The following is a 24,380-nucleotide window of genomic DNA, read 5'->3' as shown; positions in this document are numbered from 1 at the left end:
AGGCCCCTCCCCCGTCTCGCACGGGGGAGGCTTTGCGTTGCGGAATATCTGTGTATTTTATGAAATAAAGGAGTAGGAATGAAAGTCCGAACGCATAAGTTCAAGCAGAACGATATGCACATCCTCGTCGATGTGAACAGCGGCGCTGTCCATGTGATTGACGAGATGATCTACGATATGATGGATGATTTCGATGGGACAAATGACGAGGCGGTCATTGCGCGCCTTGCGGGGCGTTATCCCGAGAGTGAGCTGCGCGAGGCGTGTGGGGAACTGCACGAGCTGATGGCGGCGGGCGCACTCTTTGCGCCCGACATCAACGTGCCGCCGACGTTCAAGTCGCGCGGGCTCGTGAAGTCGCTTTGCCTGATGGTGGCGCAGGACTGCAATCTGCGCTGCAAGTACTGCTTCGGCGACGGCGGCAGCTACGGCGGGCATCGGGCGATCATGAGCCCTGAGGTCGGATGCGCGTCGGTGGACTTCATCATCAACGGATGCGGCCCGCGCAAGCACTGCGAGATCGACTTCTTCGGCGGGGAGCCGCTCATGAATCTACGCACGGTGAAGGAGGTCACGGAGTACGTCAGAAAGCGCGAGCAGGAGACGGGCAAGGAGTTCAAGCTGACGCTCACGACGAACGGGATGCTGCTTTCCGATAAGAATATTGCGTGGCTGAATGACAATAACATCTCCGTTGTCCTCTCCTCGGACGGGCGGCGCGAGGTACACGATGCGATGCGCCCCGATGTGCGCGGCAACGGCTCCTATGATGTTGTCATGAAGAACTTCAAGAAGCTCGTGGACGCGCGCAACGGCAACGACTACTATCTGCGTGGGACGTACACGCGCGAGAATCTGGACTTTACGAAGGATGTGCTCGCGATGAACGAGGCGGGCTTCGACATCCTCTCGATGGAGCCGGTTGTGCTGAAGGACAGCCCTCTCGGCTTTACGGAGGCAGATCTGCCGCGTATCTTTGCCGAATACGATCATCTGACCGAGACGTATCTGAACCGCGTGCGCGCGGGGAAGGGGTTCTTCTTCTTCCACTTCAATATGGATCTCAACCACGGCCCGTGTGTGGCGAAGCGCCTTGCGGGCTGCGGCGCGGGACATGAATACTACGCCGTGGCGGAGAACGGTGACCTCTACCCCTGTCATCAGTTTGTGGGGCGCGAGGAGTACCGCCTCGGCTCGGTCTTCACGGGCGTGGAGAACACGGAGCTGCCGACGTATTTCCGCAACTCACACGTGCTGAACAAGCCTCTCTGCCGTGACTGTTGGGCACGGTTCTATTGTAGCGGCGGCTGTCATGCGAACGCCGATCTCTTTCACGGAGACATTCGCCAGCCGTATGAGTTGGGCTGCGAGATTCAGAAGAAGCGCCTCGAGTGTGCAATCCTCGTGCAGGCGGTGCTTGCGCTCGAACAGGAGGCGGAGGAGGAGACACCGGAGGAAATGCGCAAGCGGGCGTGATTTATTTGTAAACGTTAAAAATTTCCTTGACAAGGCGGGGCATATCCGCTATAATTGCCCATGTTGCTGAGAGTGACACAGGGGTATCGCCAAGTTGGTAAGGCACGGGATTCTGAATCCCGCATGCGTTGGTTCGAGTCCAGCTACCCCTGCCATTCGTAAATTCGGAGCCGCAATTATTTGCGGCTCTTTTTGTATTTGTTGAAAAAATCATTGAAAACTATTCTTAATTTTGTTACGATGTGAAGACGATTGATCTCATCGAAGGAGTTGTTACCATGAATGAAAAGAAACGCAGGTGCGGCATTACGGACATCCTGCTGGTCGTGCTGAATCTTATCTTTTTTATCGGCATACAGACGGTATTTGCGCCCTGTGAGGCGCGTCCCGACGGCTCGTGGATGACGTGCCACTGGGCGGGGCAGGCACTGATGGGGATTGCGGCGGCACTGCTCGCAATCGCTGTCATGCACCTTGTCATTCCGCGCGCACAGGTCAAGATTGGTCTCTCACTTGCCGTGATTCCGGTGTCCGTATTGGCATTTGCTGTGCCGGAGCATCTCATTGACCTCTGCATGATGGAGACGATGCACTGCCATACGGTGATGGAGCCGGCGGTGACGGTGCTCTCTCTGCTAAACATCATGACCGCAGGGGCGGATATCTATGTGTATCGAAAGGGGGCAGAGGCGTGACGTTTTCGCGTTTTCTCGCTGTCCGCAACTGCCGGCACAGCTCTGCGCGCGCGTGCGCGCTCGGTGCGGTGGCGGCAATTCTCGCGCTCGTCCTCTTTGGCGGCTCGCTCATCTTGCTCAGTCTCCAAAACGGTCTCGTGCGTTTTCAGGAGCGGCTTGGTGCGGATGTTATTGTCCTGCCGCGTGAAGCAGAGGCGGCAGGCATGCTTGAGGGCGTACTTGTGCAGGGTGTACCCGCACATTTCTACATGGAGGAGCACTACCTTGATGAGCTGCGGGGGCTCTCGGGGGTCGCACAGGCAACGCCGCAGTTCTTCCTCGCCTCCGCGCATGCGGGCTGCTGCTCGGTGGCGGTGCAGCTGATCGGCTTTGACCCCGCGACGGATTTTACGATCCAGCCGTGGATGCGCGAGAGCTATGACGGTGTGATCGGCTTCGGAGATATCCTCGTTGGCAGCGGCATCTCCGTGCCGGCAGACCATATGCTGATGTTCTACAACACGCCCTGTCGTGTCGTCGGACGGCTCAGTCCGACGGGGACGGGGATGGACACGGCGGTCTATACGAATATGGAGACGATGCGTGCGATGATGGCGAACGCCGCTGCGGCGGGGTTCGATTATTTCCACGGGATTCCAACGGAAAACGCTATATCGGCGGTGCTTATTCGGGCGGCGGACGGCTTCGCACCCGAAGGGATTGCGGCGGCGGTCAACCAGATGTATCCGCAGCTTTCGGCACACGCGGCGCATGGGATGGTGCGCGATGTGGAGCAGGGGCTCGGCGGCATAACGGGAACGATTTCGATGCTGCTCGGAATCATCTGGCTGCTCTCCGTGCTCATCCTCGGCATTGCGTTTCGCATGGTCGTGCATGAGCGGCGACGTGAATTTGCGATGCTGCGCATCGCGGGCGCACCTCGTACACTGCTCGTGCGGACGATGCTGACGGAGGCGGGGCTGATTGCAGCGGCGGGCGCAGCCCTTGGCATCCTCGTCGGTGCTGCCGTCGTCCTGCCGTTTGCGGGGCTGATGAAGGAGAGCCTGACACGTCCCTATCTCCTGCCGGATGGCGGGGTGATTCTCGCACTTGCGTTCGGCACGTTTGCGGCGACGGTGCTCTCGGGAATGCTGTCGGCGGCGTGGACGGTGCGGTGCGTTGGCTCCGTCGAGCTCAGTGCAGTACTGCGGGAGGATGGATGATGGAACTTCGTGCGGAGAAGATCAGCCGCGATTTCCTGCGCTACAGTGCAAAGGACGGCTATTTTACGGCGGTCGCGGAGACGGATTTCACGCTTGCGGCGGGGACGCTCACGGCGGTGATGGGACACTCGGGCAGCGGCAAGAGCACGCTGCTCCATATCCTCGGTGGACTGATGAAGCCCGTGACGGGACGCGTCCTGCTCGATGAAACGGATATCTACGCACTGGGCGAGGCGGAGCGCGACGCGCTGCGCCGCTGTCACATCGGCATCGCTCCGCAGCGTCTGATGTCGCTCGCCGCGCTCACGGTGCGCGAGAACATCCTGCTGCCCGCATTGCTGACGGGGCAGCAGGAGACTGCTGCCGTGCGTGCCGATGTGCTGATGGAACGTCTCGGCATCCGTAAGCTCGCGTCGGTCGCGCCGTCGGAACTCTCGGGCGGGGAGCTCAGGCGCGTGACGATTGCGCGGGCACTCGTGACGCAATCGGGCATCCTCCTCGCGGACGAGCCGACGGGCGACCTCGATGAGGAGAATACGAGGAGCGTCCTCTCTCTTCTGCGTGAGACTGCCGACGCGGGCACTGCCGTCCTCCTCGTCACGCACGAGCGTGAGGCGGCGGCGTATGCCGACGCTGCCTATACCATGACGGCGGGGAAGTTGGACAAAATCGCATAGAAAATCCCGAACGGTGGCAAGTTTGTCATCGTTCGGGATTTTTACGTTTTAGAGTGTTCCTAGTCTCTTAGAAGCATAAGCTCCTCAACGGGGAAGTTGAAATGCAATGTATCGCCGATGCCGGCTTCGTGTGGGTGCCACGTTGCTTTGTCGATTTCCCAGCGGATGGGCATCGCTCCATCTGCAAAGCGCAGCATGACGATGTAGGTAAAGGTGCTCTCGATGACCTCGGCGATGCGTGCAGGGAGTGCATCCGCATCGCTTTCCGATGCCAGTACGAGATAGTGTGCGCGGACGGCGATGTGGCGTACGTTCGTCGTCGCGTCAGCGACGCGGAGCGTGATGCCCCAGTCGGTCGCCGTGACGTGCGTTTCGTCCACTCGGCGGGCGGCAGAGATGTTCTTGCAGCCCGTGAGTGTGGTCGCGGCACGCGTGCCGGGACTCCGGAAGAGTTCGTGCTTGTCCATCGGCGTCGTAAGCTGTCCGCGATCGACAGTTGCAATTTCCTGCGCGATGCGGAACGCCTCATCGCGGTCATGCGTGACGAGAATTGCCGAGATGTCCTGCATGGCGAGGATCTCGCGCAGGGCGATCTCGATCTGCCACTTTAGGTGCGTATCGAGCGCGGAGAGCGGCTCGTCGAGGAGTAGCACGTCCGCGCCGCGCGCGAGGATGCGCGCAAAGGCGACGCGCTGCTGCTGTCCGCCCGAGAGATTTGCGGGATAGGCATTTTCGAGCCCTTCCAGCGAGAAACGTGCGACGTTCTCTTTGAAGATACTCTCCTTTTCCTCACGCGTGCCGTCAAGCGCAAAGATGATGTTCTCGCGTACGGTCATGTTCGGAAAGAGGGCGTAGTTCTGAAAGAGGTAACCGACATTCCGCGCCTGCGGCGGGAGGTTGATTCCCATCGCGCTGTCGTAGAGTGTGCGCCCGTTCAGCACGATCTGTCCGCAGTCGGGACGCTCGAGCCCCGCAATGCACTTGAGCGTCATGCTCTTGCCGCTGCCCGATGCGCCGAGAAGTGCGAGCGTTGTGTCCGTGAGGGTAAAGTTTGCCGCAAGTGTGAAGTCGCGCAGGCGCTTTTCGATGTTGACGATGAGCTTCATTCACGCACCTCCCGTTTGAGGTACAGGTTCATCGCTCCGATAAAGAAGAGCGAGAACAGGGAGATGATGATCGCCCAGCGAAAGGCGAGGTCGTAGTCGTTCGCCTGTACCGCCGCATAGATAGCGGTGGACATGGTCTGCGTACGCCCCGGAATATTGCCCGCGAACATGATGGTCGCGCCGAACTCGCCGAGCGCACGGGCAAATGAGAGGACGAGCCCCGCGAGGATGCCGTGACGTGCATTCGGCAGAATGATACGCCAGAAGATGCGCCAGTTGCTGACGCTGAGGGTCTGTGCCGCATGGACCATATTGCGGTCGATCGCCTCGAATGTGCCGCGTGCCGTGCGGTACATGAGCGGGAGGCTCACGATGACCGCTGCGATGACCGCCGCACGCCAGGTAAAGACGAGCGGCAGGTCGATGGAGAGCAGGGCACTCCCGATGGCACTGCGCTTCCCGAGAAAGTAGAGGAGGAAGAATCCGACGACGGTCGGCGGCAGGACGAGCGGCAGGGTAATCACGGCGTCGGCGATCGTTCCCGCGAGGCGGCTGCGGATCTGCAGGACACCATAGGCAAGAGCGATGCCGACGAAGAAGGTGATGACCGTCGCAAGACCCGCAACCTCCAGTGAGATGATGAGCGGGGATAGTGTTTCGTCTGCCATTATTTCACTTTGAAGCCGTATTTCTCAAAGACTTTCTTTGCGGCATCGGTCTGAAGGAACGCGAGGAAGTCCTTTGCCTCCTTCATGTTCTTCGCATCCTTGAGGACGGCAGCGGGATAGACGATGGGCTTGTGCGTATCGGCAGGGGCAACGGCGGTGACCTTCACCTTGTCCGAGACAGCTGCGTCCGTCGCGTAGACAACGCCACAGTCCGCATCGCCCGTCTCGACCCACGCGAGCACCTGACGGACATCGGAGCCGTAGACGGCGCGTGCCTTCACATCGTCGAGGATGCCGAGCTTCGTAAAGACTTCCTCGCTGTACTGTCCGACGGGCACGCCCTTCGGCTCACCGAGTGCGATGTGTGCGACCTGCGGGTCAAGCACCGCCTTGAAGTCGGGCAGGTTCAGCTTGCTGTCCTTCGCCGTGATGAGAACCACGTCGTTGATGAGGAGATCGACGCGCGTGCCGTCCGCGAGGAGCTTCTTCTCGTCGAGCGCATTCATCTGCTTCTGTGCGGCAGAGACGAAGACATCGGCAGCTCCGCCGTTCTCAATCGCCTGCTGAAGCGCACCGCTGCTGCCGAAGTTGAAGACGAGCTTCGTATTTCCGTGCTCCTTCTCATACATGCCGCTGAGTTCCTTCATCGCGTCCGTGAGGCTCGCCGCCGCAGAGACCTGCAGTTCGACGGGACCCTCCTTCGGCGTGTTCATCTTGTTCGCACTGTCGCCGCCGCCAACGCAGCCGGCGGTAAAGAGTGCCATGGCGGTGAGACCCGCCGTAAGTAAGTTCCTGAGTTTCATGATTGTATTCTCCTTTACGAAATAGAGTAGGCACGACCGTTTCCAAGTCGTACCCCGTGACGGAATCCGTCAGGCAAGGCATCGTAGCAAATTTGCCTTAGATAATCCTTGCTCGGAGTGTGTGTTGGAAAAGCTGACCTTTCCCCGAATCAGCGGACAAATGTGCCGCTCTTGCCGCCGGACTTGCGCTCGAGATGAATGTCTCCGATCTCCATGCGCTTGTCGATTGCCTTGCACATATCGTAGATTGTGAGGAGTGCAACGCTCACAGCGTGCAGTGCCTCCATCTCGACCCCCGTCTCGCCTGTGACCTTTACAGTCGCAGTCGCACGTACGGCGCGGCGCGGAATCTCCTCAAGCGCGAAGTCGAGCGTGCATTTGGCGAGCGGCAGCGGGTGGCAGAGCGGGATGGTGTCCGACGTGCGCTTTGCCGCCATGATCCCTGCGATGCGTGCAACGCCGAGTACATCACCCTTCGCCGCAGTGCCTCCCTCGATGGCGGCATAGACCGCATCGCTCACATAGATGCGTCCGCTTGCAATCGCCTCGCGGTGCGACTTCTCCTTGCTGCTGACATCCACCATGATCGCGGCGCCGCCCTCATCGAAGTGCGTCAGTCCTGCGTTCGGCATGTGTATTCCTCCTTTCTGACCGAATGTTTTAATCATAGCGTAACTCGCATTGAAAATCAATCGTTTGCGCGCAATCTTCTGTTACAGAAAAGAGGGACAAAGGGCGCAAAAAACCTTTCTCATTTACGAAAAATCATAGAGAAAATTTATTTTATGTGTTATAATCAATAAGAAGAATATATAAATGAGAATGGTTTTTAAGTAGAGATTAGTTTGTCGCGAAGACCGTTCGAGTTTGATCACAAATGTGTATTGTATACAGTATGTTTTCGTAAATACATACCGATGGAGCGGGGAGAAAAGCGATGAGGGAGGTTCGTGTTCAGGATGCCGTGGGGATGATCCTCTGCCACGACATCACGGAGATTGTGCGCGGAGAGCGCAAGGGCGCGCGGTTTCGCAAGGGCGATGTGATTCGCGCCGAGGATGTCGAGGTGCTGCTGCGGCTCGGTAAGGAGCATATTTACGTCTGGGAAGATGACGAAAATATGCTGCACGAGAACGATGCGGCGGCGATTCTGCGAGATCTTTGCCAAAGTGAATACATGACGGCGAGCGAGCCGAAGGAAGGTAAGATTGAGCTGACATCGACGGTGGACGGCGTGTTCGAGGTGCGCGAGGATGCACTCAATGCGGTGAACGACATCACGGATGTGATGATCGCGACGATCGCGCAGCACTATCCCGTAAAGGCGGGGACGAAGCTCGCAGGGATGCGCGTGATTCCGCTCGTCATTGACAAGAGCACTATGGAAAAGGTGAGTGAGACGGCAGGTTCCGAGCCGCTGCTGCGCATTCTTCCCTATCGAAAGATGAAGGTCGGCGTTGTGACGACGGGCTCTGAGGTCTTTCACGGACGCATCAAGGACACCTTTACGCCCGTCATTGACAGCAAACTGCGCGCGTTCGGGCTGCGGGTGGATGAACACCGCCTTTCGGACGACGGGACGGAGCACACGCGCGCGGCGATTGAGGAGCTGCTTGACTGCGGCATGGATATGGTGCTCTGCACGGGCGGCATGAGCGTCGATCCTGATGATCGTACGCCCGCCGCGATTCGTGCGACGGGGGCACGCGTGGTGACGTACGGCGCACCGGTGCTGCCGGGTGCAATGTTTCTGCTTGCCTACTATGAGAAGGATGGACGGCAGGTGCCGATCATGGGGCTGCCGGGCTGCGTCATGTACTCGCCCGCAACGATCTTTGATATCATTATGCCGCGCGTGATTGCGGGCAGTGAGTGGACGAGGCGCGAAATCACGCGCCTCGGCATCGGTGGACTCTGCATGGAGTGCAAGGTGTGCCACTATCCCGTGTGTCCGTTCGGAAAGTGAAATGTAATATTTCGCACAGACATAGAGACGAATATTTTATATAAAGATATGTGTATGAACATCAGGGAGGGGACGGCTACGATGCAGGACATCGAACTCGAACAGGCAGTAGAGGTGCTGCTTGCACATGCGACACCGGTTGCGGAAACGGAACGCGTTCCCCTGCTGGATGCTGTGGGACGTGTCGCGGCGGAGGAGCTGCGTGCGGGTTTCGACAATCCGCCGTTCGACCGTTCGCCGCTCGACGGCTATACCTTTGCAGCATCGAGTACGCGCACGGCGACGGCAGAGCGTCCGGTCGCGCTGCGCGTGATCGCGGAGGAGTGCGCGGGAGATTTCTTCGCCGGCACGGTCGACGCGGGTGAATGCGTCCGCATCATGACAGGGGGTGCGATTCCGAAGGGCTGCGACTGTGTGGTGCGGCAGGAGGATGTACGTGAGGACGGGGAGCAAATTCACGTTCCGTTCACGTCTGAGCCGTACGAGAACTACTGTTATGCGGGCGAGGACATCAAGAAGGGAACTGTCCTCATTCGTCAGGGGCAGTGCATCCGCGCGGCGCATCTCGCCGTACTTGCGAGCGAGGGCTATGGCGACGTTCTTGTCCGTCGGCGCGTGCGCGTCGCTGTCGCCAGTACGGGCAATGAACTGCTCCAACCGGGCGAGTCTCTTCGTCCCGGCAAGATCTACAACAGCAACCTTTACCTGCTCGCAGGGCGCCTGAAGGAGCTCGGCGCAGAGGTGACGGTTGTCGGCTCTGTGCCGGATGATATTGACAAAGCGGCAGAGGTCATCGCTTCTTATGCGGATGTGGTGGACGTGTTCCTTACGTCGGGCGGCGTGTCCGTCGGCAAGAAGGACATCATGCACGGTGTTGTGCCTGCGCTCGGTGCGGAGCGTCTCTTCTGGCGCGTCTGCATGAAGCCGGGGGCGCCCGCGATTGCCTATACGCGCGGGAAGATGCTCGGCATCGCACTCTCGGGGAATCCGTTCGCGGCGTTTGCGACGTTCGAGCTGATGGCAAAGCCCGCGCTGCTGTACCTTGCGGGACAGACGGATGTGCTGCCCGCGCGGCAGCGCGGTGTGCTCGCGGATGCCTTCCCCAAGGCATGCCTCGGACGTCGCTTCCTGCGTGCGCGGATGGAGACAGACGGGCGCGTCTCGCTGCCCGATCAGCATGAGTCCGGGTCACTCTTTTCGGCGGCGGGCTGCGATGCGTTCGTGGATGTGCCGGCGGGGACGAAGCCGCTGGCGGCAGGGACAGAGGTAGAGGTTGTGATTCTCTGATGACTTCCCGCGCGAACGCTTAGTTACGCAAACGGTCGCACGCTTTCCTCCGTTTGCTCCACTAGGGTTCGCTTAGGGAAATTATCACACCCTCGTCACATAGTTGGATAGAGGATTATAGATAGAAGAAGGCTATTATGCAGGATCAGTTTCAGCGGAAAATTGAATATCTGCGCATTTCGGTGACGGACTGCTGCAATCTGCGGTGCCGCTACTGTATGCCCGCGCACGGCGTGAAAAAGCTGCGCCATGGGGATATCCTTTCCTATGAGGAGATTCTGCGCGATGTGCGTGCGCTCGCACAGATGGGCATTCGCAAGGTGCGCCTGACGGGCGGTGAGCCGCTTGTGCGCCGCGACATCGTACATCTCGTGCGTGGGCTGAAGGAGACACCGGGCATTGAGACGGTTGCTATTACGACGAATGGTGTGCTGCTCGGCGAGATGATGGATGAATTGCTCGATGCGGGGCTTGACGCAGTGAACCTCAGCCTCGACACGCTCGACGGCGGCAAGTTCTTCTCCATCACGCGGCGGCCAATGTTCGGTGCGGTGATGGAGGCTCTGGAGCGTCTGACGCGGGAGGCACGCATCGAGGTCAAGATGAACTGCGTGCCGATTGCGGGCATAAACGACGATGAGATCACGACACTCGCGGCGATTGCACGCGACTATCCGATTAAAATGCGCTTCATCGAGCTCATGCCGATTGGCTGTGCCCGCACGGAGGGCTATCGCGGCGTACCCATGGACGAGGTGCGGGCGCGGCTGCGGGATGCGTTCGGCGCACTGCTCCCTGTTGGGGAGGCGGCGCATGAGGGGGCTGTTCCAACAGGACCCGCCGCTTATGTAAAACCTGCGGGATTTGCGGGTGCACTCGGTTTTATCGACGCGATGGAGCACAAATTCTGTGCGTCGTGCAACCGCGTGCGTCTGACGGCAGAGGGGTTCTTGAAGCTCTGCCTTTACAGCAATGCGGGACTGGATACGCGTGCACTCCTGCGCGGTGGAGCGACGGATGCACAGCTGACGGATGCAATCGCACATGCGGTCTGGAAAAAGCCAGAGGAACACTATTTCGAGATGGACACAGAGACGCGTGATCAACGCGCCATGTATCAGGTGGGGGGTTAATATGGGAGAGATCCGAGCACTCTGCATCAGTGAGAAGCGTGGGACACAGAAGCACGCGTTGGATCGCGTTTTCTTCATGACGGAGTTCGGCATCGACGGCGATGCCCATGCGGGCGACTGGCATCGTCAGGTAAGCCTTCTCGGTCTTGGCGAGATCGACGATTTCCGTGCACGCGGCGCGGATGTGGACTTTGGTGCATTTGGAGAGAATGTCGTTGCCGAGGGATTCCGATTCAAGGAGCTGCCCGTCGGGACGCGCCTACGCGTCGGGGATGTTTTTCTCGAGATCACGCAGATCGGTAAGGAGTGTCACAGCCACTGCCAGATCTACCATCAGGTCGGCGACTGCATCATGCCGCGCGAGGGCGTTTTTGCACGCGTGCTCCACGGCGGATGGGTGACGGTCGGGGACAAAATGGAGATCACGACGGAGAAGATCCCTCTTGATGCCGCCGTCATTACGGCGAGTGATAAGGGTGCACGTGGCGAACGCGAGGATGCGAGCGGTGCGGCGATTCGGGAGATGCTGACGGAGGCGGGGTATCATGTCGCGGGCTTCAACATCGTCCCCGATGAGAAGGAGGAGCTGAAGCGCGAGATGGAGCTCTGGGCACAGCGCGGCGTGGGGCTGATCCTCACGACGGGCGGCACAGGCTTCTCCGTGCGCGATGTGACACCTGAGGCAACGCGCGAGGTCATCGAGCGCGAGACCCCGGGCATCCCCGAGGCAATGCGAGCTCTCTCCATGCAGGTGACGCCGCGCGCCATGCTCACGCGTGCAGCGGCGGGCATCAAAAAGCGCACGCTGATTGTCAACCTGCCGGGCAGTGAGAAGGCGGTGCGCGAGTGCCTGGGCTTCATCCTGCCGCAGCTGCAGCACGGCATTGAGATCCTGCGCGGCGACACGGGCGAGTGCGCACGATGAATCTTAAGGACGTTACACTCATTGTAGCGGCAGGCGGAAAGAGTACACGCATGGGGCGGGACAAGCGCTTCCTGCCGCTGGATGGTGAATCGCTGCTTGCACGCACGCTCCGCAAGGGACGCGCGGCGGGCTTCCGCTCCATCGTGCTTGCGGCCGAGGGCGAGCGCAGTGATCTCACGGCACTCGCGAAGGAATACGGGGTGCAGCTCGTCACGGATGAAATCCCCGCGCAGGGACCTGCGGCGGCGATTGCAGCAGGTCTTGGGGCTGCGAAGACGGAGTGGGCGCTCGTCCTCTCGGCAGATATGCCCTTCTACGATTTCGAACTCGTGCGGGCACTCCTGCCGCAGGCAGAGGGAGAGACGCAGGTCGTACTGCCGACCCTCCTCGGCTACTGGCAGCCGCTTGCGGCACTCTACCGACGGGATGCGGGCGCGGTATTTGCGGCAGCGATTGCACGCGGTGACCGCAAGCTCGGCATCATCCTGCGGGAACTCGTCGTGCGGGAACTTCCGCTCACGGTAGACGCAGGGCTGTTCTTCAATGTGAATACGCCCGCCGCCTATCGCCTTGCATGCGGTCGTCTCGCGAACGAGCAGCGCGCGTGTCCCATTCTCTCTATTGCCGCACCTGCTTCGGGTACGGGCAAGACTACCTTTATCGAGCGGCTGATCCCTCTCCTGCACGAGCGCGGTGTGCGCACGGCGGTTATCAAGAGCGACAGTCACGGATTTCAGCTTGACACGGCGGGTAAGGATACAGCGCGGTTCACGGCAGCGGGAGCGGAGGCGGTTGCCGTAAGTTCTCCTGACGGATATTTTATTCAGCAAAAAACGAAAACTCGGCAGGATTTTCAGAATCTTATCGCGAACATAATTCCTAATAGTGTGGATTTATATATCACGGAGAGCCGTTCACGCGGCGTGCTTCCTACGTTTATGCTCGATCGTGGATTGGGAATACCGGAGATCGATGAACGCGTTGCTGCTTGTTTTGCAAAGGGGCGCAGCATTGATACGGATGTCCTGACGTTTGACCTCGACGATATGGATACCGCCGTGCGCCTTGCGCTCTTTCTGATGGGACGGCCACTCTACGGCGCAGACGGTACAATGTTTTTGACAATGTAATGATTGGAATGGAAAGACTGGGAAATGGAAATTCAGCGCAGTGACTTTATCGATGTACCCGTAACCCGCTATGTATCGGAGAAGAATGCGTTCGTCCCCGATCATAAATATACTTCCGAGGAGGTCTACTTCGATATTGACCTCAACGGGGAGAACTTCACCACGGCGTTCTGCTCGCCCGTTGACTTCGAGGATCTTGTCATCGGGATGCTCGCCCAGATGGGGCGCATCCGCACGTATGACGACATCATAGAGCTGACGGTGGATGCAGAGCACCTCAGCGCTTCGGTCAAAACAACGGAGGACGCGCAGCGTTGGGCAGAAGAAGCCGTCAAGAATCCCCGCTACTTCTCAGCACGCAAAATTTTGAAACTGCGCCCCGAGGAGATCTTTGAGCGTCCACGTGACGTACGTTTTCATGCGTCGGATATTCTCGCGACGGCGGATGAGCTGCTCGCGCACCTCTCCAAGACGCACGACACGACGAACGGCGTACACAGCGGGGTCATTTACGATCAGGAGAACAAGAAAATCCTCGTCTTCCGTGAGGATGTCGGCCGTCACAACGTCTTTGACAAACTCTATGGCTGGGCACTCAAAAATCACGTGGAGATTACCGATAAAATCATCGTCTTCAGCGGACGCTGCTCCTCGGAGATGATGCTGAAACTCGGGCGCATGGGCATCGGGGCGGTTGCGGCGAAGTCAGTACCGACCACCCTCTCGCTCGATGTCGCACGCAAGCTCGGCATTACGCTGTGTGCGCGTATGGCACCCGGTTCGTTCTGTGTATACGCGAACCCCGAGCGCATTGTACTTTAGGTGAAAACAGGGGATTTCCCCGTTTTTCATAGATATGTTAATTAAGGTTTAGGAGAGCCTGTCGGCGGATTTCCGCCGATATGAAAGGAGAATCACGATGAACCTTAGCAGACGTGACTTTTTGAAAGCCACCGGGCTAAGCGGCGTCGGGCTGGCACTCGCGAGTCTCGGTCTGGACGTCGGCAAAGTCGAGGCGGCGGCGAAAGAGTACAAGCTGACGGGCGGTCGCGAATTTACCTCCGTCTGCCACTTCTGCGGCTGCGGCTGCGGCACGATCGGCTATGTCAAGGACGGAAAGCTGATCAACCTCGAAGGTGCGGCGGATGCCCCTGTGAATCGCGGAGGCCTCTGCCCGAAGGGAATCGGCTACGGGCACATTCCAAATGCGGAGCTCCGCCCGAAATGTCCGATGTACCGTGCGCCCGGCAGTGATCACTGGGAGGAGATCAGCTGGGAGGAGGCGATCGATCGCGCAGCACGTGCCATGAAGAAGGCGCGCGATGAGAACTGGGTCGGTCAGGATGAGGCGAACGGCTACAAGTTCATGAGCAACCGTACGGATGCCATCGGATTTGTCGGCGGCTCGCAGGTCAACAACGAGGAGTGCTACCAGCTGATCAAGATGGCGCGCGCACTCGGTGTTGTCTTCATTGACAACCAGACGCGCGTCTGCCATGCGACGACACCGCCGGCACTCAATGCGGCGTTCGGGCGCGGCGCAATGACAGGCTCGTGGTACAACCTCAAGCACGCGAAGATGATCTGGATCGAAGGCTCGAACATGGCGGAGTGTCATCCGATGGCGATGAAGAACGTCATGGAGGCAAAGGACAACGGTGCTATCATCGTTCATGTCGACGTGCGCTATACCCGCACCTCGCGTGTGGCAGATCATTTCTTCCAGCTTCGTCCAGGCACAGACATCGCATTCCTCGGAGCACTTATCAATTATATTATTCAGAACAAGAAATACGATGCCGACTATCTGCGCCGCAACACGAACGCATTCTGCCTCCTGCGCGACGACTTTGACTTCGATGCGGGCATCTTCTCCGGCTATAACGAGAAGACGCGCACCTACAACAAGGAGACGTGGGGCTACAAGCTCGACGCGAACGGCAAGCCGGTGAAAGCCCCTACGATGGCGACAAAGGGGACGGTCATGGATCACCTTGCGCGTCATTTCTCACGCTACACGTTCGAGAAGGCATCGGCGATTACGGGGATGCCTGTGGCGGATATCAAGAAGGCAGCGGAGCTCTTCTCGACGATCACGCCGACCGTCATGATGTATGCACTCGGTATGACGCAGCACACGATCGGCGTGGAGAATATCCGCTGCTTTACGATCATCCAGCTGCTGATGGGCAACATCGGTGTCTCGGGCGGCGGCATTGACGCAATGCGCGGACAGCCGAACGTGCAGTCCTCGACGGACTACGGCATTATGTTCCAGTATTATCCCGCATACCTCTCCTATCCGACGCATGTGGATGATACGCTTGCGAAGTGGACGCATCACAACGGTACGTTCCGCGCGAAGTTCCTCAAGAACCTGCTCAAGGCATGGTTCGGTGATGCCGCAAATGCCTCGAACGATTACATGTTTAATGCGCTGCCGATCCGCAACGGTACGCACAACGATTCCATGTATATTATGTTTGAAAAGGCGATGGCGGGCATCGTCAAGTGCATCTACGTCTGCGGACAGAACCCGCAGATGACGAACGCGAACCTCACAATCGTCAACAAGGGGCTCAAGAACCTCGACACACTCATCGTGCAGGATGTCTTCGTCAACGAGACGGCGGCGTTCTGGGAGCGTCCGGGCGACAATCCGGCGGACATCAAGACCGAGGTCATCTTCCTGCCGGCGGGTTCCTACCTCGAACGCTGCGGCTCGATGACGAACTCTATGCGCATGCTTCAGTGGCGCATGAAGGGGCCTGATCCGACGAACGACTCGCGTCCCGACTACTGGATCTGCGACAAGCTCTGGAAGCGCATCGTCTCGCTCTACAAGGACTCCACGGATCCGAAGGACAACACGATCAAGCTTCTCACATGGAACTACGGCGATCCCGAGGCAAATGGAGAGGCATACGTCGAGAACATCATGAAAGAGTGCAACGGCTACGATCTGAAGGACGGGCATCTCTTGCGCGGCATCCGCGAGATCCGCGACGACGGCACGACGATGGCTGGCATGTGGATCTTTACGGGCGTGTTCGGTGACGGTGTCAATATGACCAAGCGACGCGGCCAGGAGGATCGCGGCGGCATGGGCATCTATCCGAACTACGCGTGGGTCTGGCCCGACAACATTCATATGCTTTACAACCGTGCCTCCTGCGACGAGAACGGCAAGCCCGTACGTCCCGGACAGAAGATCGTCTGGTGGGACGAGGAGAAGGGCATGTGGGACGGCTACGACGTTCCCGACGTTGCCGACCGCACGCAGGGCCCGAATACGCCCGGCGGACAGAAGCCGTTCCGCATGAACGCCGAGGGCTTTGCGCGTCTCTTTGCCGCCGAGCACAGCGATGTGGAGAACGGCGAGACACGCGATCATTCCTATGTACCCGTGGACGGTCCTATGCCTGAGTTCTATGAGCCGGTCGAAAGCCCGACGAAGAATATGATGAACGAGGGACAGAAGACCGAGTTCAACCCCTGCGTCATCTATCCGCGTATTCCGGAACTGCAGAAGATCGGAACGCCGGACGAATATCCGTACGTCCTCTGCTCCTCGAGTCTGACGGAGCACTGGTGCTCGGGAACGATCACGCGCAACATCCCGTACCTCAACGAGCTGGTCAAGGAGCCATTCGTCGAGATCTCTGAGCAGCTTGCAGCCAAGCTTGGCATTCGCGGCGGCGACCGTGTCCGCGTCAGCACGACGCGCTCGGCAATCGAGGTCAAGGCAATGGTCACGAAGCGCGCACAGCCCCTGATGGTCAACGGGAAAGAGACACATATGATCTGGATGCCCTACAACTGGGGCTTCAAGGGACTCTCGAAGGGACCCTCGACAAACTACCTCACCATCGACGCGCTCGATCCGAACGTGCAGGAGCAAGAGTTCAAGGCCTGCCTTGCCAACGTCGAACGGTTGTAACTCCCCTTGCGGCATGAACCGCATGGGACATGACCGCGCAGAAAATCAATAGGAATAACGTCTGAACAGGCGGGGAGACCCCTTTTATGAAAGCTAAGAAAATTGATCCGATGAAGAGCTTCCTTAAGAAGTATCCGTTTCTGAAGGAAAGCGAGCGGATCTATCATTTCGTTGATGAGGCGATCGGCACGCCGGAGACCATCCAGCTGCCCGAACGCGCCGTCCATAAGACGATGACGGAGAAGCTGCCCATCCTGCAGCAGGAGACCTATCGCCGCCGCATGGTGCGTGCGGTCTACCTTATGCAGGAGAAAGTGTTCACCAACATCGCGGAGGCGGATGTTCCGCCGCTCATGCAGGAATCGGCACGCGCATATCTCGCCGTGTTGAAATCCATGCGCAAGGGAGAGAAGGAACAGCTCATCACGGAAGTTCTCACGCAGGACAACGCGGCGTTTGCCGCAACCTGCGAAGCACATGCGCTGAACGAGGGCTTTATCCGCAGTACGATCTGGCGTATCATCGCACATCTCACGCCGCCCGCGCTCAAAGAGCCGGAGACGTGGGCCCCTGACGCAGACCGACCGGAGTTCCGCGAGAACTTTTGTCCCGTCTGTGGACGGCGGCCGGTGATCGCAGATCTTCGCAAACACCGTGAGGGACGAATCCGTCATCTTGTGTGCGGCGGCTGCGGTACGCGTTGGATCTATGCGCGTGTTGGCTGTGTCTACTGCGGCAATACAAATCTGGAGAAGATGCACACCCTTGAGCCGGAACATGACAGCGCGATGCGGCTGGATATCTGCGATGTCTGCGACAGCTATATCAAGACCTATCGCGGCCCCGTAGACGGCAGTCCGGAGGATGCTATCTACCGGCAGGACTGGGCGAGCGTTCATCTCGATCTCCTTGCCGAGGAGAAGGGCCTTCATAAAAAGGGAAACCCAATATTAGAATAGAACATTTCAATGTACATAAGGAGAGGAGTAAGCGTCATGACACAGGAAATTGCGATGCTGCATGATATGTCGCGCTGCACTGCGTGCCGCGGCTGCATGGTGGCGTGCAAACAGTGGCACGACCTGCCGCCCGATATGGACACACCGTTTGAAGGGCAGTATCAGTCGCACAAGGATCTCAGCTCACGCGTCTATACGCTCATCCAGATGAAGGAGCGCGTTGACGACAAGGGGAAGTTCCACTGGGACTTCTACAAGAAGAACTGTTTCCACTGCGGCGATCCCGCCTGCGCGAAGGGCTGTCCCGAGAACGCCATCGACCGCAATCCGAACGGCACGGTCGTCATCAATGAGGAAAAGTGCGTCGGCTGTCATTACTGCGAGCACAACTGCCCGTGGCACATTCCCAAGATTGACGAGATTCGTCATAAGTCCACGAAATGTGATCTCTGCTACGACCGCATCGCGCACGGCTACGAGACGACGGGAGAGATTCTGAAGCCCTCGTGCGCCAAGACCTGTACGGCACACGCACTCGAGTTCGGCACCATCGAGGAGATGAAGCAGCTCGCAGCGGAGCGCCTCGCGATGATCCAGCCGAACCATCCGAACGCGAACATCTACTGTCCCGAGGGGGTCGGCGGCACGCACATGATCTACGTCCTGCCCGACAAACCGGAGGTGTTCGGTCTGCCGGCAAATCCCGTTACGCCGCTCTCGATCGACCTCTGGAAGGCAGGCCGCACCTTTACGAAACTTGCCATCGGCGGCGCTGCTGCCGGTATCGTCGGCGCTATGGTGCTCAGCAAGATGGTTAAATCGAGCGCCAAGAGTGCGGCGAAGGAACAGGAGAAGGGGTGAGCACCATGCTGATCAACAAGAAATATGTGCCGCGCCATGAGAAGGCATTCGCCGTCTGTCACTGGCTCAACGCATTTGCATTCTTCATGCTCTTCCTCACGGCTCTGCCGCTGTATACGGATACCTTCCGATTCATGTACAACATCTTTGGTGATAAGACCCTTATGTATGCGCACCGCGTCTTTGGCGTCATGTTCATCATGACCCCGATCATCGGCTTCATTATCGCACGCAAGGGCTACATCATCATGATTAAGGAGATCTTCAGCTTCGGCAAGAGAGATATGGAGTTCATGCAGAAGTTCCCCATCGAGCTGATGGGAAAGGATCCCCACATGCCTCCGCAGGGCTTCTACAACGGCGGTGAGAAGATGAACATCGCCCTGCAGCTTGCGCTGTCGGTCGTCATCGTCGTCTCAGGTCTCATCCTCTGGATGGGTGACAGCATCCTGCCGGCAACGATCACATCGCTTGCCATCCCCGTGCACAGCATTGGGGCGGCGGTCTGCTTTGCCGCTGCACTCGGTCATATCTATCTTGCTGCGGGTGTCAATCCCGACTCCCTGCACGGCATGAAGGACGGTACGATCAAGGCGTCCTACGCGGCGCATCACCATGGCGCGTGGGTCAGCGAGCTGATCTCGCAGGGCGTTGTCACGCGCGAGGAGATCGAGCAGGCAGAAAAAGAGGATCATCACTGATTCCGTCACATTGACGAAAGTCGCTGCGGCGCAGAGTGTAGTGACCCCGAAAAGTTAGACCTGAAAGCGTGGGAAAGCGATTTCCTGCGCTTTTTTCTATGCGGCGAGATGTTTGCGACGGAACTGAACAGGACTGAGCCAGCCGAGAGACTCCTTGATGCGACACTCATTGTAGTAGATGATATACTCTTCGATCGCCGTCTTGAGTTCCTCGTAGCTATGGTAGACGCGCCCATAGTAAATCTCTTGCTTTAAGAGTCCAAAGAAGTTCTCCATCACACTGTTGTCCAGACAGTTCCCCTTGCGTGACATGCTCTGAAAGATTCTCTCCTCCTTGAGCCGCTTCGTGTACGACTTCATCTGATATGCCCACCCCTGATCGGAGTGGAAGGTGCGCCGATAAGGACAATCTGCTGTCACACGAATTGCTTCCTCAAGTGCGGACTGAATCCCCATCGCAGACGGTGTCTTTCCAATGTGGAAGCTGACAATTTCGTTGTTAAACAGATCCATATACGGATCAAAATACAGCTTATGTACGACGGACTTTCCATCCTCGCCCTGCAGCCAGTACTTGAACTCACTCGTGTCCGTTGTAATCTTTTGATGCGGTATGGAAGTTTTGAATCTGCGGTTCAGGAGATTGTCTGCTACCGTTCCGACAGACCCCCTGTAGGAGCTGTACTTGCGTGTTCTGTGCGTAAAGGAATGCACTTGAAGTCTGAGCTTTTGTACAATCCGCTGCACTGCCTCACGTTCGATCTCGTGCCCAAGATTGTGCATCTGTGCCCATAGGCGGCGATAGCCATAATCTTTGTGCTCCTCACGAATGGCAAGGATGATCTGCTCCCGCTCGTCCGGCACTTCCGGTTGCGTAAATTTCTTCTGCCAGTACATATAGGTCGCTTTCGGAAAACCTGTGACGGCAAGGATGTCTTTCAACTGAAACTCTCCTCGGAGGCTGCGGACGATCCTTGCCTTTTGCTCTGCATCTTTTCCTGCAGACGCAGCCTCCTGAGTTCTTTTAAATAGGCGACCTCGATGCGCAGTTTCAGATTCTCATCCTGCAGGGCTTTGAGTTGCTGCGCGGTCTCGTCTTGTGGGAGGTCTTTTGTTTGCTCTTTTTTCTTTCTTGGCATAGCGGGGGCTCTTCCTTTCGGTTTTGGTCTTAGGGCATCTACGCCGCCGTTGCGATATTCCTTTGTCCAACGCGCAAGGAGGGACGGATTGTTCAGACCAAACGCGATAGCTACCTCTTGATAGGATGCCTCTGTTGACAGATAACATTCTACCGCAGAACACTTAAATTCGAAAGTGTATGTTTGCTGTGCACGGGAGCGTCGGAGTCCATCGTCACCGAATGCCTGATAAGCCTTTACCCATTCCTCAATGGATTTGCGCGAAACATGATAGAGCTTCGATAGTGTTTCATAGCCTCCGTGTCCTGCAAGATATTCCTGCACAACCTTCAGCTTACACTCTGTACTGTATTTTGCCATTACAATACCCCCAAAAGTTAGATTCTCTAAGTCTAACTTTTGGGGGTCAGGTCAGAGCGCTGCGGCGGCTTTTTTTTCGTGCGCGTTTATGGTATGATGACACGGGAATGATTTGATGAGCGGGGGCACAGACACGATGAAAAATGTTCGAGCGACGGTACAGGGGCGCATTGCGCGGGTTGCCCTTTTGATGTTCGCATTTCTCGTCATGCTGACCTTTCGCTATGGATATCTGCAGGTTGTTCAGGGGGACGATCTTGCGCAGCGCATGCGCGACCAGAGCGGCTACGAGTTCCGCATCCAATCCCTGCGCGGAGCGATTCTCGACCGCAACGGCAAGGAGCTCGCCGTCAGCAATATGACGAAATCGCTCTTTATCGATCCGAACCACGTCTATGAGTCGCATGATCCTGCAGAGATTGCTGCCGATATTGCGCCGCTCCTCGGGCTCTCGAGGCAGGAGATCCTCGATGACATCGCCGTCGGCGGCGGCTTCGTCTGGGTCAAGCGGAGACTTGAGCACAGCGAATACGAAGCGGTGCGCGCCGTCATCCGTGAGAAGGGCTACAGCGACTGCCTCGGCTTTCAGAACGAGGCGAAGCGCTACTATCCGAACGATGCCCTCGCGGCGAACGTGCTCGGCTTCGTCGGCACGGATGACGAGGGCCTCGACGGCGTGGAGCAGGCACTCGATCCGCTGCTCAAGGGGGAGGTGCGCGAGGAGCGCCTGACCGTAGACGGACAGCGGCGTCCGATCCTCGATTCCATCTTCTTCGGGCGGCGCACCTATCGCGGCGACTACTGCAAGACAGCGGTGCTGACGATCGACAGCACGATTCAGTTCATGGTGGAGCAGGAGCTCGATCGCGCGATGGCGGAGAACAACCCCGCCTCGATCACGGCGATCGTCATGGATCCGAAGACGGGTGAGATCCTCGCGATGGCATCGCGCCCCTCGTATAACCCAAATCGCTTCTGGGATTACCCGCAGGAGAATTGGAAGAACCGCGCCGTCTCCTTTATCTATGAGCCGGGCTCCACGTTCAAGGCGATTGTTGCAGGCGCGGCGCTGCAGGAGGGCATCGTCACACCGAATCAGGTCTTTTTCGACCCCGGCTACGTCATGGTATCGGGGAGGCGCATCCAGAACTGGAGCAATGAGAGCTACGGCGCCGTCACCTTCACCGACATCGTGAAGAACTCACTCAATACGGGTTTTGCGCAGGTCGGGCTCTCACTCGGAGCGGAGAAGCTCATGCACTATACGCGGCTCTTCGGTTTTGGGGCACAGACGGGGATCGATCTGCCGGGCGAGGAGGAGGGCATTCTTTTTAAGCCCGAGGATATGCGCGATTCGGATATTGCGACCACTGCCATCGGGCAGAGTATTGCCGTAACACCGCTCCAGCTTGTGACGGCAATGTCCGCGATCGCCAACGGCGGCACACTCATGCGCCCGCATATCGTGCGCGCGATCAAGAATCCTGACGGCTCCGTCTATGAGGAGCGCACACCGCAGCCCATCCACGAGACGCTGCAGCGCACGGTGAACCGCACGCTCATCGGCCTCCTCGAGCAGGTCGTAGCAACGGGCGGCGGCTCGAAGGCGGGGGTCAAGGGGTATCGCATTGCGGGCAAGACCGGCACGGCGCAGAAGATCCGCCTTGACACCTCCGGCTATATGGAGGGGCGCTATATCGCCTCGTTCTGTGGATTCGCCCCCGTAGAGGATCCGATCTTCACCGTGCTCGTCATGATCGACGATCCGCGCGGCGGCAACTTCTACGGTGGACAGATTGCCGCGCCCGTTGCCTCACGTATCTTCGCACAGCTCCTGCGCTACGCGCATGTCGAGCCGTCGAGCAATCCCTTTACACAGGCAGAGGAGAGCGAGGAACCTGCACGCACGACGGGAGAGGAGAAGCGCATGGAGGCCGTTGCGACACCGCCCGAGGGCAAGGCTCTCGTGCCGGACTTCACGGGGCTCTCCATGCGTGAGGCGGCGCGTCTCGCCGAGCAGCGCGGTCTCTTCTTCGAGAGCGAGGGCACGGGCGCTGCTGTTTCTCAGAGCCTCAGCACCAACGATATTGTCGATCAGGGAACACATATCAAGGTCTATTTCGCGCCGACATGAGGATGGTATTTGGAGCGAAAATAGATCAATGGAATCGCCACATAAAGAATGCTTTGTGTGGTGATTTTATTTTTCACGGAGCACTTGACATGCCATGCAAAATGGAGTAATATATAAACATACTTTTTCGATATGTTTACTTTTGATAAATAATAAAGGAGAATGGGGCATGGCAAATATCTACCAATCGGTGACAGAGCTGATCGGACGTACGCCGCTGCTTGCGGCAAAGGCGTTTGCAAAGGAGTATAATCTTCCGGCGAACATCGTGGTGAAGCTCGAGTATTTCAATCCGGCGGGTTCGGTGAAGGATCGCATTGCAATTGCGATGATCGAGCAGGCGGAGCGTGATGGTAAGATCGCGCCAGGGGCAACACTGATCGAGCCGACGAGCGGCAATACGGGTATTGGCATCGCTGCCATTGCAGCTGCGCGTGGTTATCATGCGATCCTCACGATGCCGGAGACGATGAGCGTGGAGCGCCGCAACCTCCTCAAGGCATATGGAGCAGAGATTGTGCTGACGGATGGCTCGCAGGGCATGAAGGGGGCGATTGCACGCGCCGAACAGCTGCAGAAAGAGATCCCGAACTCCTTCATCCCGTCGCAGTTCGAGAATCCCGCGAACCCTGCGGTGCACGAGCGCACGACGGGGCCTGAGATCTGGACGGACACGGATGGCAATATCGATGCGTTTATTGCAGGTGTCGGCACGGGCGGCACGGTCTCGGGTGTCGGCCGTTATCTCAAGAGCAAGAAGCCGTCCATTCATGTTGTCGCCGTGGAGCCGGTCGACTCGCCCGTCCTTTCGGGCGGCAAGCCGGGCCCGCATAAGATCCAGGGCATTGGTGCAGGATTCATCCCCGCGACTCTCGATACGAAAGTATACGACGAGGTCATTCAGGTGAAGAACGAGGATGCCTTTGCCTACGGAAGGGAGTTCGCACGCCGCGAGGGCGCACTGGTCGGGATCTCTTCGGGCGCTGCCCTTGCGGCAGCGGTGGAGCTTGCGCGCCGTCCGGACTTCGCGGCTAAGACGATTGTTGTGCTCCTGCCCGATGGTGGTGACCGTTATCTCTCCACGGATCTTTTTGCTGATCGATAATTCATAGACATTCTGCCACCCGATACAAAATACTGTTTCGGATGGCAGACTTTAGTAGAATAGACGCAGATGAATAAAGATTAATTTACCACAAAAACTAAATAAAAACCTTG

21 protein-coding genes, 1 tRNA gene and 1 riboswitch are annotated in these 24,380 nt (G+C 58.0%); of the genes, 17 read left to right on the top strand and 5 right to left on the bottom strand.

The genetic code is table 11. The annotated features are described in order from the left end of the window. Positions 1-78 precede the first annotated feature (78 nt). The 5 genes from scfB to H1B31_RS01270 all read left to right on the top strand — a co-directional run bounded on the left by scfB (position 79) and on the right by H1B31_RS01270 (position 4,050). Positions 79-1,476 carry a thioether cross-link-forming SCIFF peptide maturase gene (scfB, locus tag H1B31_RS01290; RefSeq protein ID WP_185980582.1) on the top strand — a complete coding sequence of 466 codons (1,398 nt, stop codon included), beginning with the start codon at positions 79-81 and terminating at the stop codon, positions 1,474-1,476. A 79-nt stretch (positions 1,477-1,555) separates the two neighbouring features. Then, positions 1,556-1,631: transfer RNA gene (locus H1B31_RS01285), tRNA-Gln, on the top strand. 123 nt (positions 1,632-1,754) lie between these two features. Next, positions 1,755-2,171, top strand: a complete 417-nt coding sequence (locus H1B31_RS01280) for a DUF4418 family protein (protein WP_185980581.1) — start codon at positions 1,755-1,757, stop codon at positions 2,169-2,171. Beyond that, a complete protein-coding gene (locus H1B31_RS01275) occupies positions 2,168-3,373 on the top strand; it encodes an ABC transporter permease (RefSeq protein WP_185980580.1) in 1,206 nt (401 codons plus the stop codon). Before H1B31_RS01280 ends, H1B31_RS01275 begins: the two co-directional genes overlap by 4 nt. Continuing rightward, positions 3,370-4,050, top strand: a complete 681-nt coding sequence (locus H1B31_RS01270; RefSeq protein ID WP_185980579.1) for an ABC transporter ATP-binding protein — start codon at positions 3,370-3,372, stop codon at positions 4,048-4,050. Before H1B31_RS01275 ends, H1B31_RS01270 begins: the two co-directional genes overlap by 4 nt. A gap of 59 nt (positions 4,051-4,109) precedes the next feature. On the opposite strand, the gene H1B31_RS01265 is transcribed toward H1B31_RS01270, so the two are convergent. From H1B31_RS01265 to moaC, 4 genes are all read right to left on the bottom strand, one after another. Beyond that, positions 4,110-5,156 (bottom strand): sulfate/molybdate ABC transporter ATP-binding protein, encoded by a 1,047-nt coding sequence (locus tag H1B31_RS01265; protein ID WP_185980578.1) that lies wholly within the window; start codon positions 5,154-5,156, stop codon positions 4,110-4,112. Then, on the bottom strand, positions 5,153-5,824 hold the full coding sequence (modB, locus tag H1B31_RS01260; RefSeq protein ID WP_009440030.1) for a molybdate ABC transporter permease subunit: 672 nt from the start codon (positions 5,822-5,824) through the stop codon (positions 5,153-5,155). Before modB ends, H1B31_RS01265 begins: the two co-directional genes overlap by 4 nt. Beyond that, positions 5,824-6,627 (bottom strand): molybdate ABC transporter substrate-binding protein, encoded by an 804-nt coding sequence (gene modA / locus H1B31_RS01255; RefSeq protein WP_185980577.1) that lies wholly within the window; start codon positions 6,625-6,627, stop codon positions 5,824-5,826. The genes modB and modA overlap by 1 nt, the downstream gene beginning before the upstream one ends. Then, positions 6,621-6,757, bottom strand: a riboswitch (molybdenum cofactor riboswitch). It overlaps the preceding gene by 7 nt. Before the next feature lie 19 nt (positions 6,758-6,776). Beyond that, complete coding sequence (moaC, locus tag H1B31_RS01250; protein WP_185980576.1) at positions 6,777-7,259, bottom strand: cyclic pyranopterin monophosphate synthase MoaC; 483 nt, start codon at positions 7,257-7,259, stop codon at positions 6,777-6,779. Between the two features lie 305 nt (positions 7,260-7,564). Here moaC and H1B31_RS01245 point away from each other — a divergent pair, with 305 nt between their 5' ends. The 10 genes from H1B31_RS01245 (at position 7,565) to H1B31_RS01200 (ending at position 19,529) form a co-directional block, all read left to right on the top strand. Next, positions 7,565-8,593 carry a molybdopterin-binding protein gene (locus H1B31_RS01245; protein WP_185980575.1) on the top strand — a complete coding sequence of 343 codons (1,029 nt, stop codon included), beginning with the start codon at positions 7,565-7,567 and terminating at the stop codon, positions 8,591-8,593. A gap of 81 nt (positions 8,594-8,674) precedes the next feature. After that, positions 8,675-9,880, top strand: a complete 1,206-nt coding sequence (locus H1B31_RS01240) for a molybdopterin molybdotransferase MoeA (protein ID WP_185980574.1) — start codon at positions 8,675-8,677, stop codon at positions 9,878-9,880. A gap of 137 nt (positions 9,881-10,017) precedes the next feature. Next, on the top strand, positions 10,018-11,013 hold the full coding sequence (gene moaA / locus H1B31_RS01235; protein ID WP_185980573.1) for a GTP 3',8-cyclase MoaA: 996 nt from the start codon (positions 10,018-10,020) through the stop codon (positions 11,011-11,013). A gap of 1 nt (position 11,014) precedes the next feature. Beyond that, positions 11,015-11,938 (top strand): MOSC domain-containing protein, encoded by a 924-nt coding sequence (locus tag H1B31_RS01230; RefSeq protein WP_185980572.1) that lies wholly within the window; start codon positions 11,015-11,017, stop codon positions 11,936-11,938. Continuing rightward, complete coding sequence (gene mobB / locus H1B31_RS01225) at positions 11,935-13,068, top strand: molybdopterin-guanine dinucleotide biosynthesis protein B (RefSeq protein WP_185980571.1); 1,134 nt, start codon at positions 11,935-11,937, stop codon at positions 13,066-13,068. Before H1B31_RS01230 ends, mobB begins: the two co-directional genes overlap by 4 nt. Before the next feature lie 24 nt (positions 13,069-13,092). Beyond that, on the top strand, positions 13,093-13,890 hold the full coding sequence (gene fdhD / locus H1B31_RS01220) for a formate dehydrogenase accessory sulfurtransferase FdhD (protein ID WP_185980570.1): 798 nt from the start codon (positions 13,093-13,095) through the stop codon (positions 13,888-13,890). A 97-nt stretch (positions 13,891-13,987) separates the two neighbouring features. After that, entirely contained in the window at positions 13,988-17,008 is a 3,021-nt protein-coding gene (fdnG, locus tag H1B31_RS01215; protein ID WP_185980569.1) for a formate dehydrogenase-N subunit alpha, read from the top strand. Between the two features lie 86 nt (positions 17,009-17,094). Then, positions 17,095-17,967, top strand: a complete 873-nt coding sequence (locus H1B31_RS01210; protein WP_185980568.1) for a formate dehydrogenase accessory protein FdhE — start codon at positions 17,095-17,097, stop codon at positions 17,965-17,967. Between the two features lie 36 nt (positions 17,968-18,003). Further along, the gene (locus H1B31_RS01205; RefSeq protein WP_009440018.1) at positions 18,004-18,828 is read left to right on the top strand and encodes a 4Fe-4S dicluster domain-containing protein; all 825 of its coding nucleotides are present in this window, start codon (positions 18,004-18,006) and stop codon (positions 18,826-18,828) included. 5 nt (positions 18,829-18,833) lie between these two features. Then, on the top strand, positions 18,834-19,529 hold the full coding sequence (locus H1B31_RS01200; RefSeq protein WP_185981199.1) for a formate dehydrogenase subunit gamma: 696 nt from the start codon (positions 18,834-18,836) through the stop codon (positions 19,527-19,529). 96 nt (positions 19,530-19,625) lie between these two features. On the opposite strand, the gene H1B31_RS01195 is transcribed toward H1B31_RS01200, so the two are convergent. Beyond that, positions 19,626-21,028 (bottom strand): IS3 family transposase gene (locus H1B31_RS01195; RefSeq protein ID WP_404828666.1). Its coding sequence is split into 2 segments (ribosomal slippage): positions 19,626-20,557 and positions 20,557-21,028, totalling 1,404 coding nucleotides; the frame shifts between segments, so codons are not numbered across the junction. A 136-nt stretch (positions 21,029-21,164) separates the two neighbouring features. On the opposite strand from H1B31_RS01195, the gene H1B31_RS01190 reads away from it, so the two are divergent. Continuing rightward, positions 21,165-23,162, top strand: coding sequence for a penicillin-binding protein (locus tag H1B31_RS01190; protein WP_185980566.1), 1,998 nt, complete (start codon positions 21,165-21,167; stop codon positions 23,160-23,162). Positions 23,163-23,331: 169 nt separating this feature from the next. Continuing rightward, positions 23,332-24,267 (top strand): cysteine synthase A, encoded by a 936-nt coding sequence (gene cysK, locus H1B31_RS01185; protein WP_009440015.1) that lies wholly within the window; start codon positions 23,332-23,334, stop codon positions 24,265-24,267. Positions 24,268-24,380 lie beyond the last annotated feature (113 nt).

Source organism: Selenomonas timonae (genome assembly GCF_014250475.1).
Classification (GTDB): domain Bacteria; phylum Bacillota; class Negativicutes; order Selenomonadales; family Selenomonadaceae; genus Centipeda; species Centipeda timonae.
Note: the sequence above shows the minus strand (reverse complement) of the source record. Positions and strands in the feature narration are given on the sequence as shown.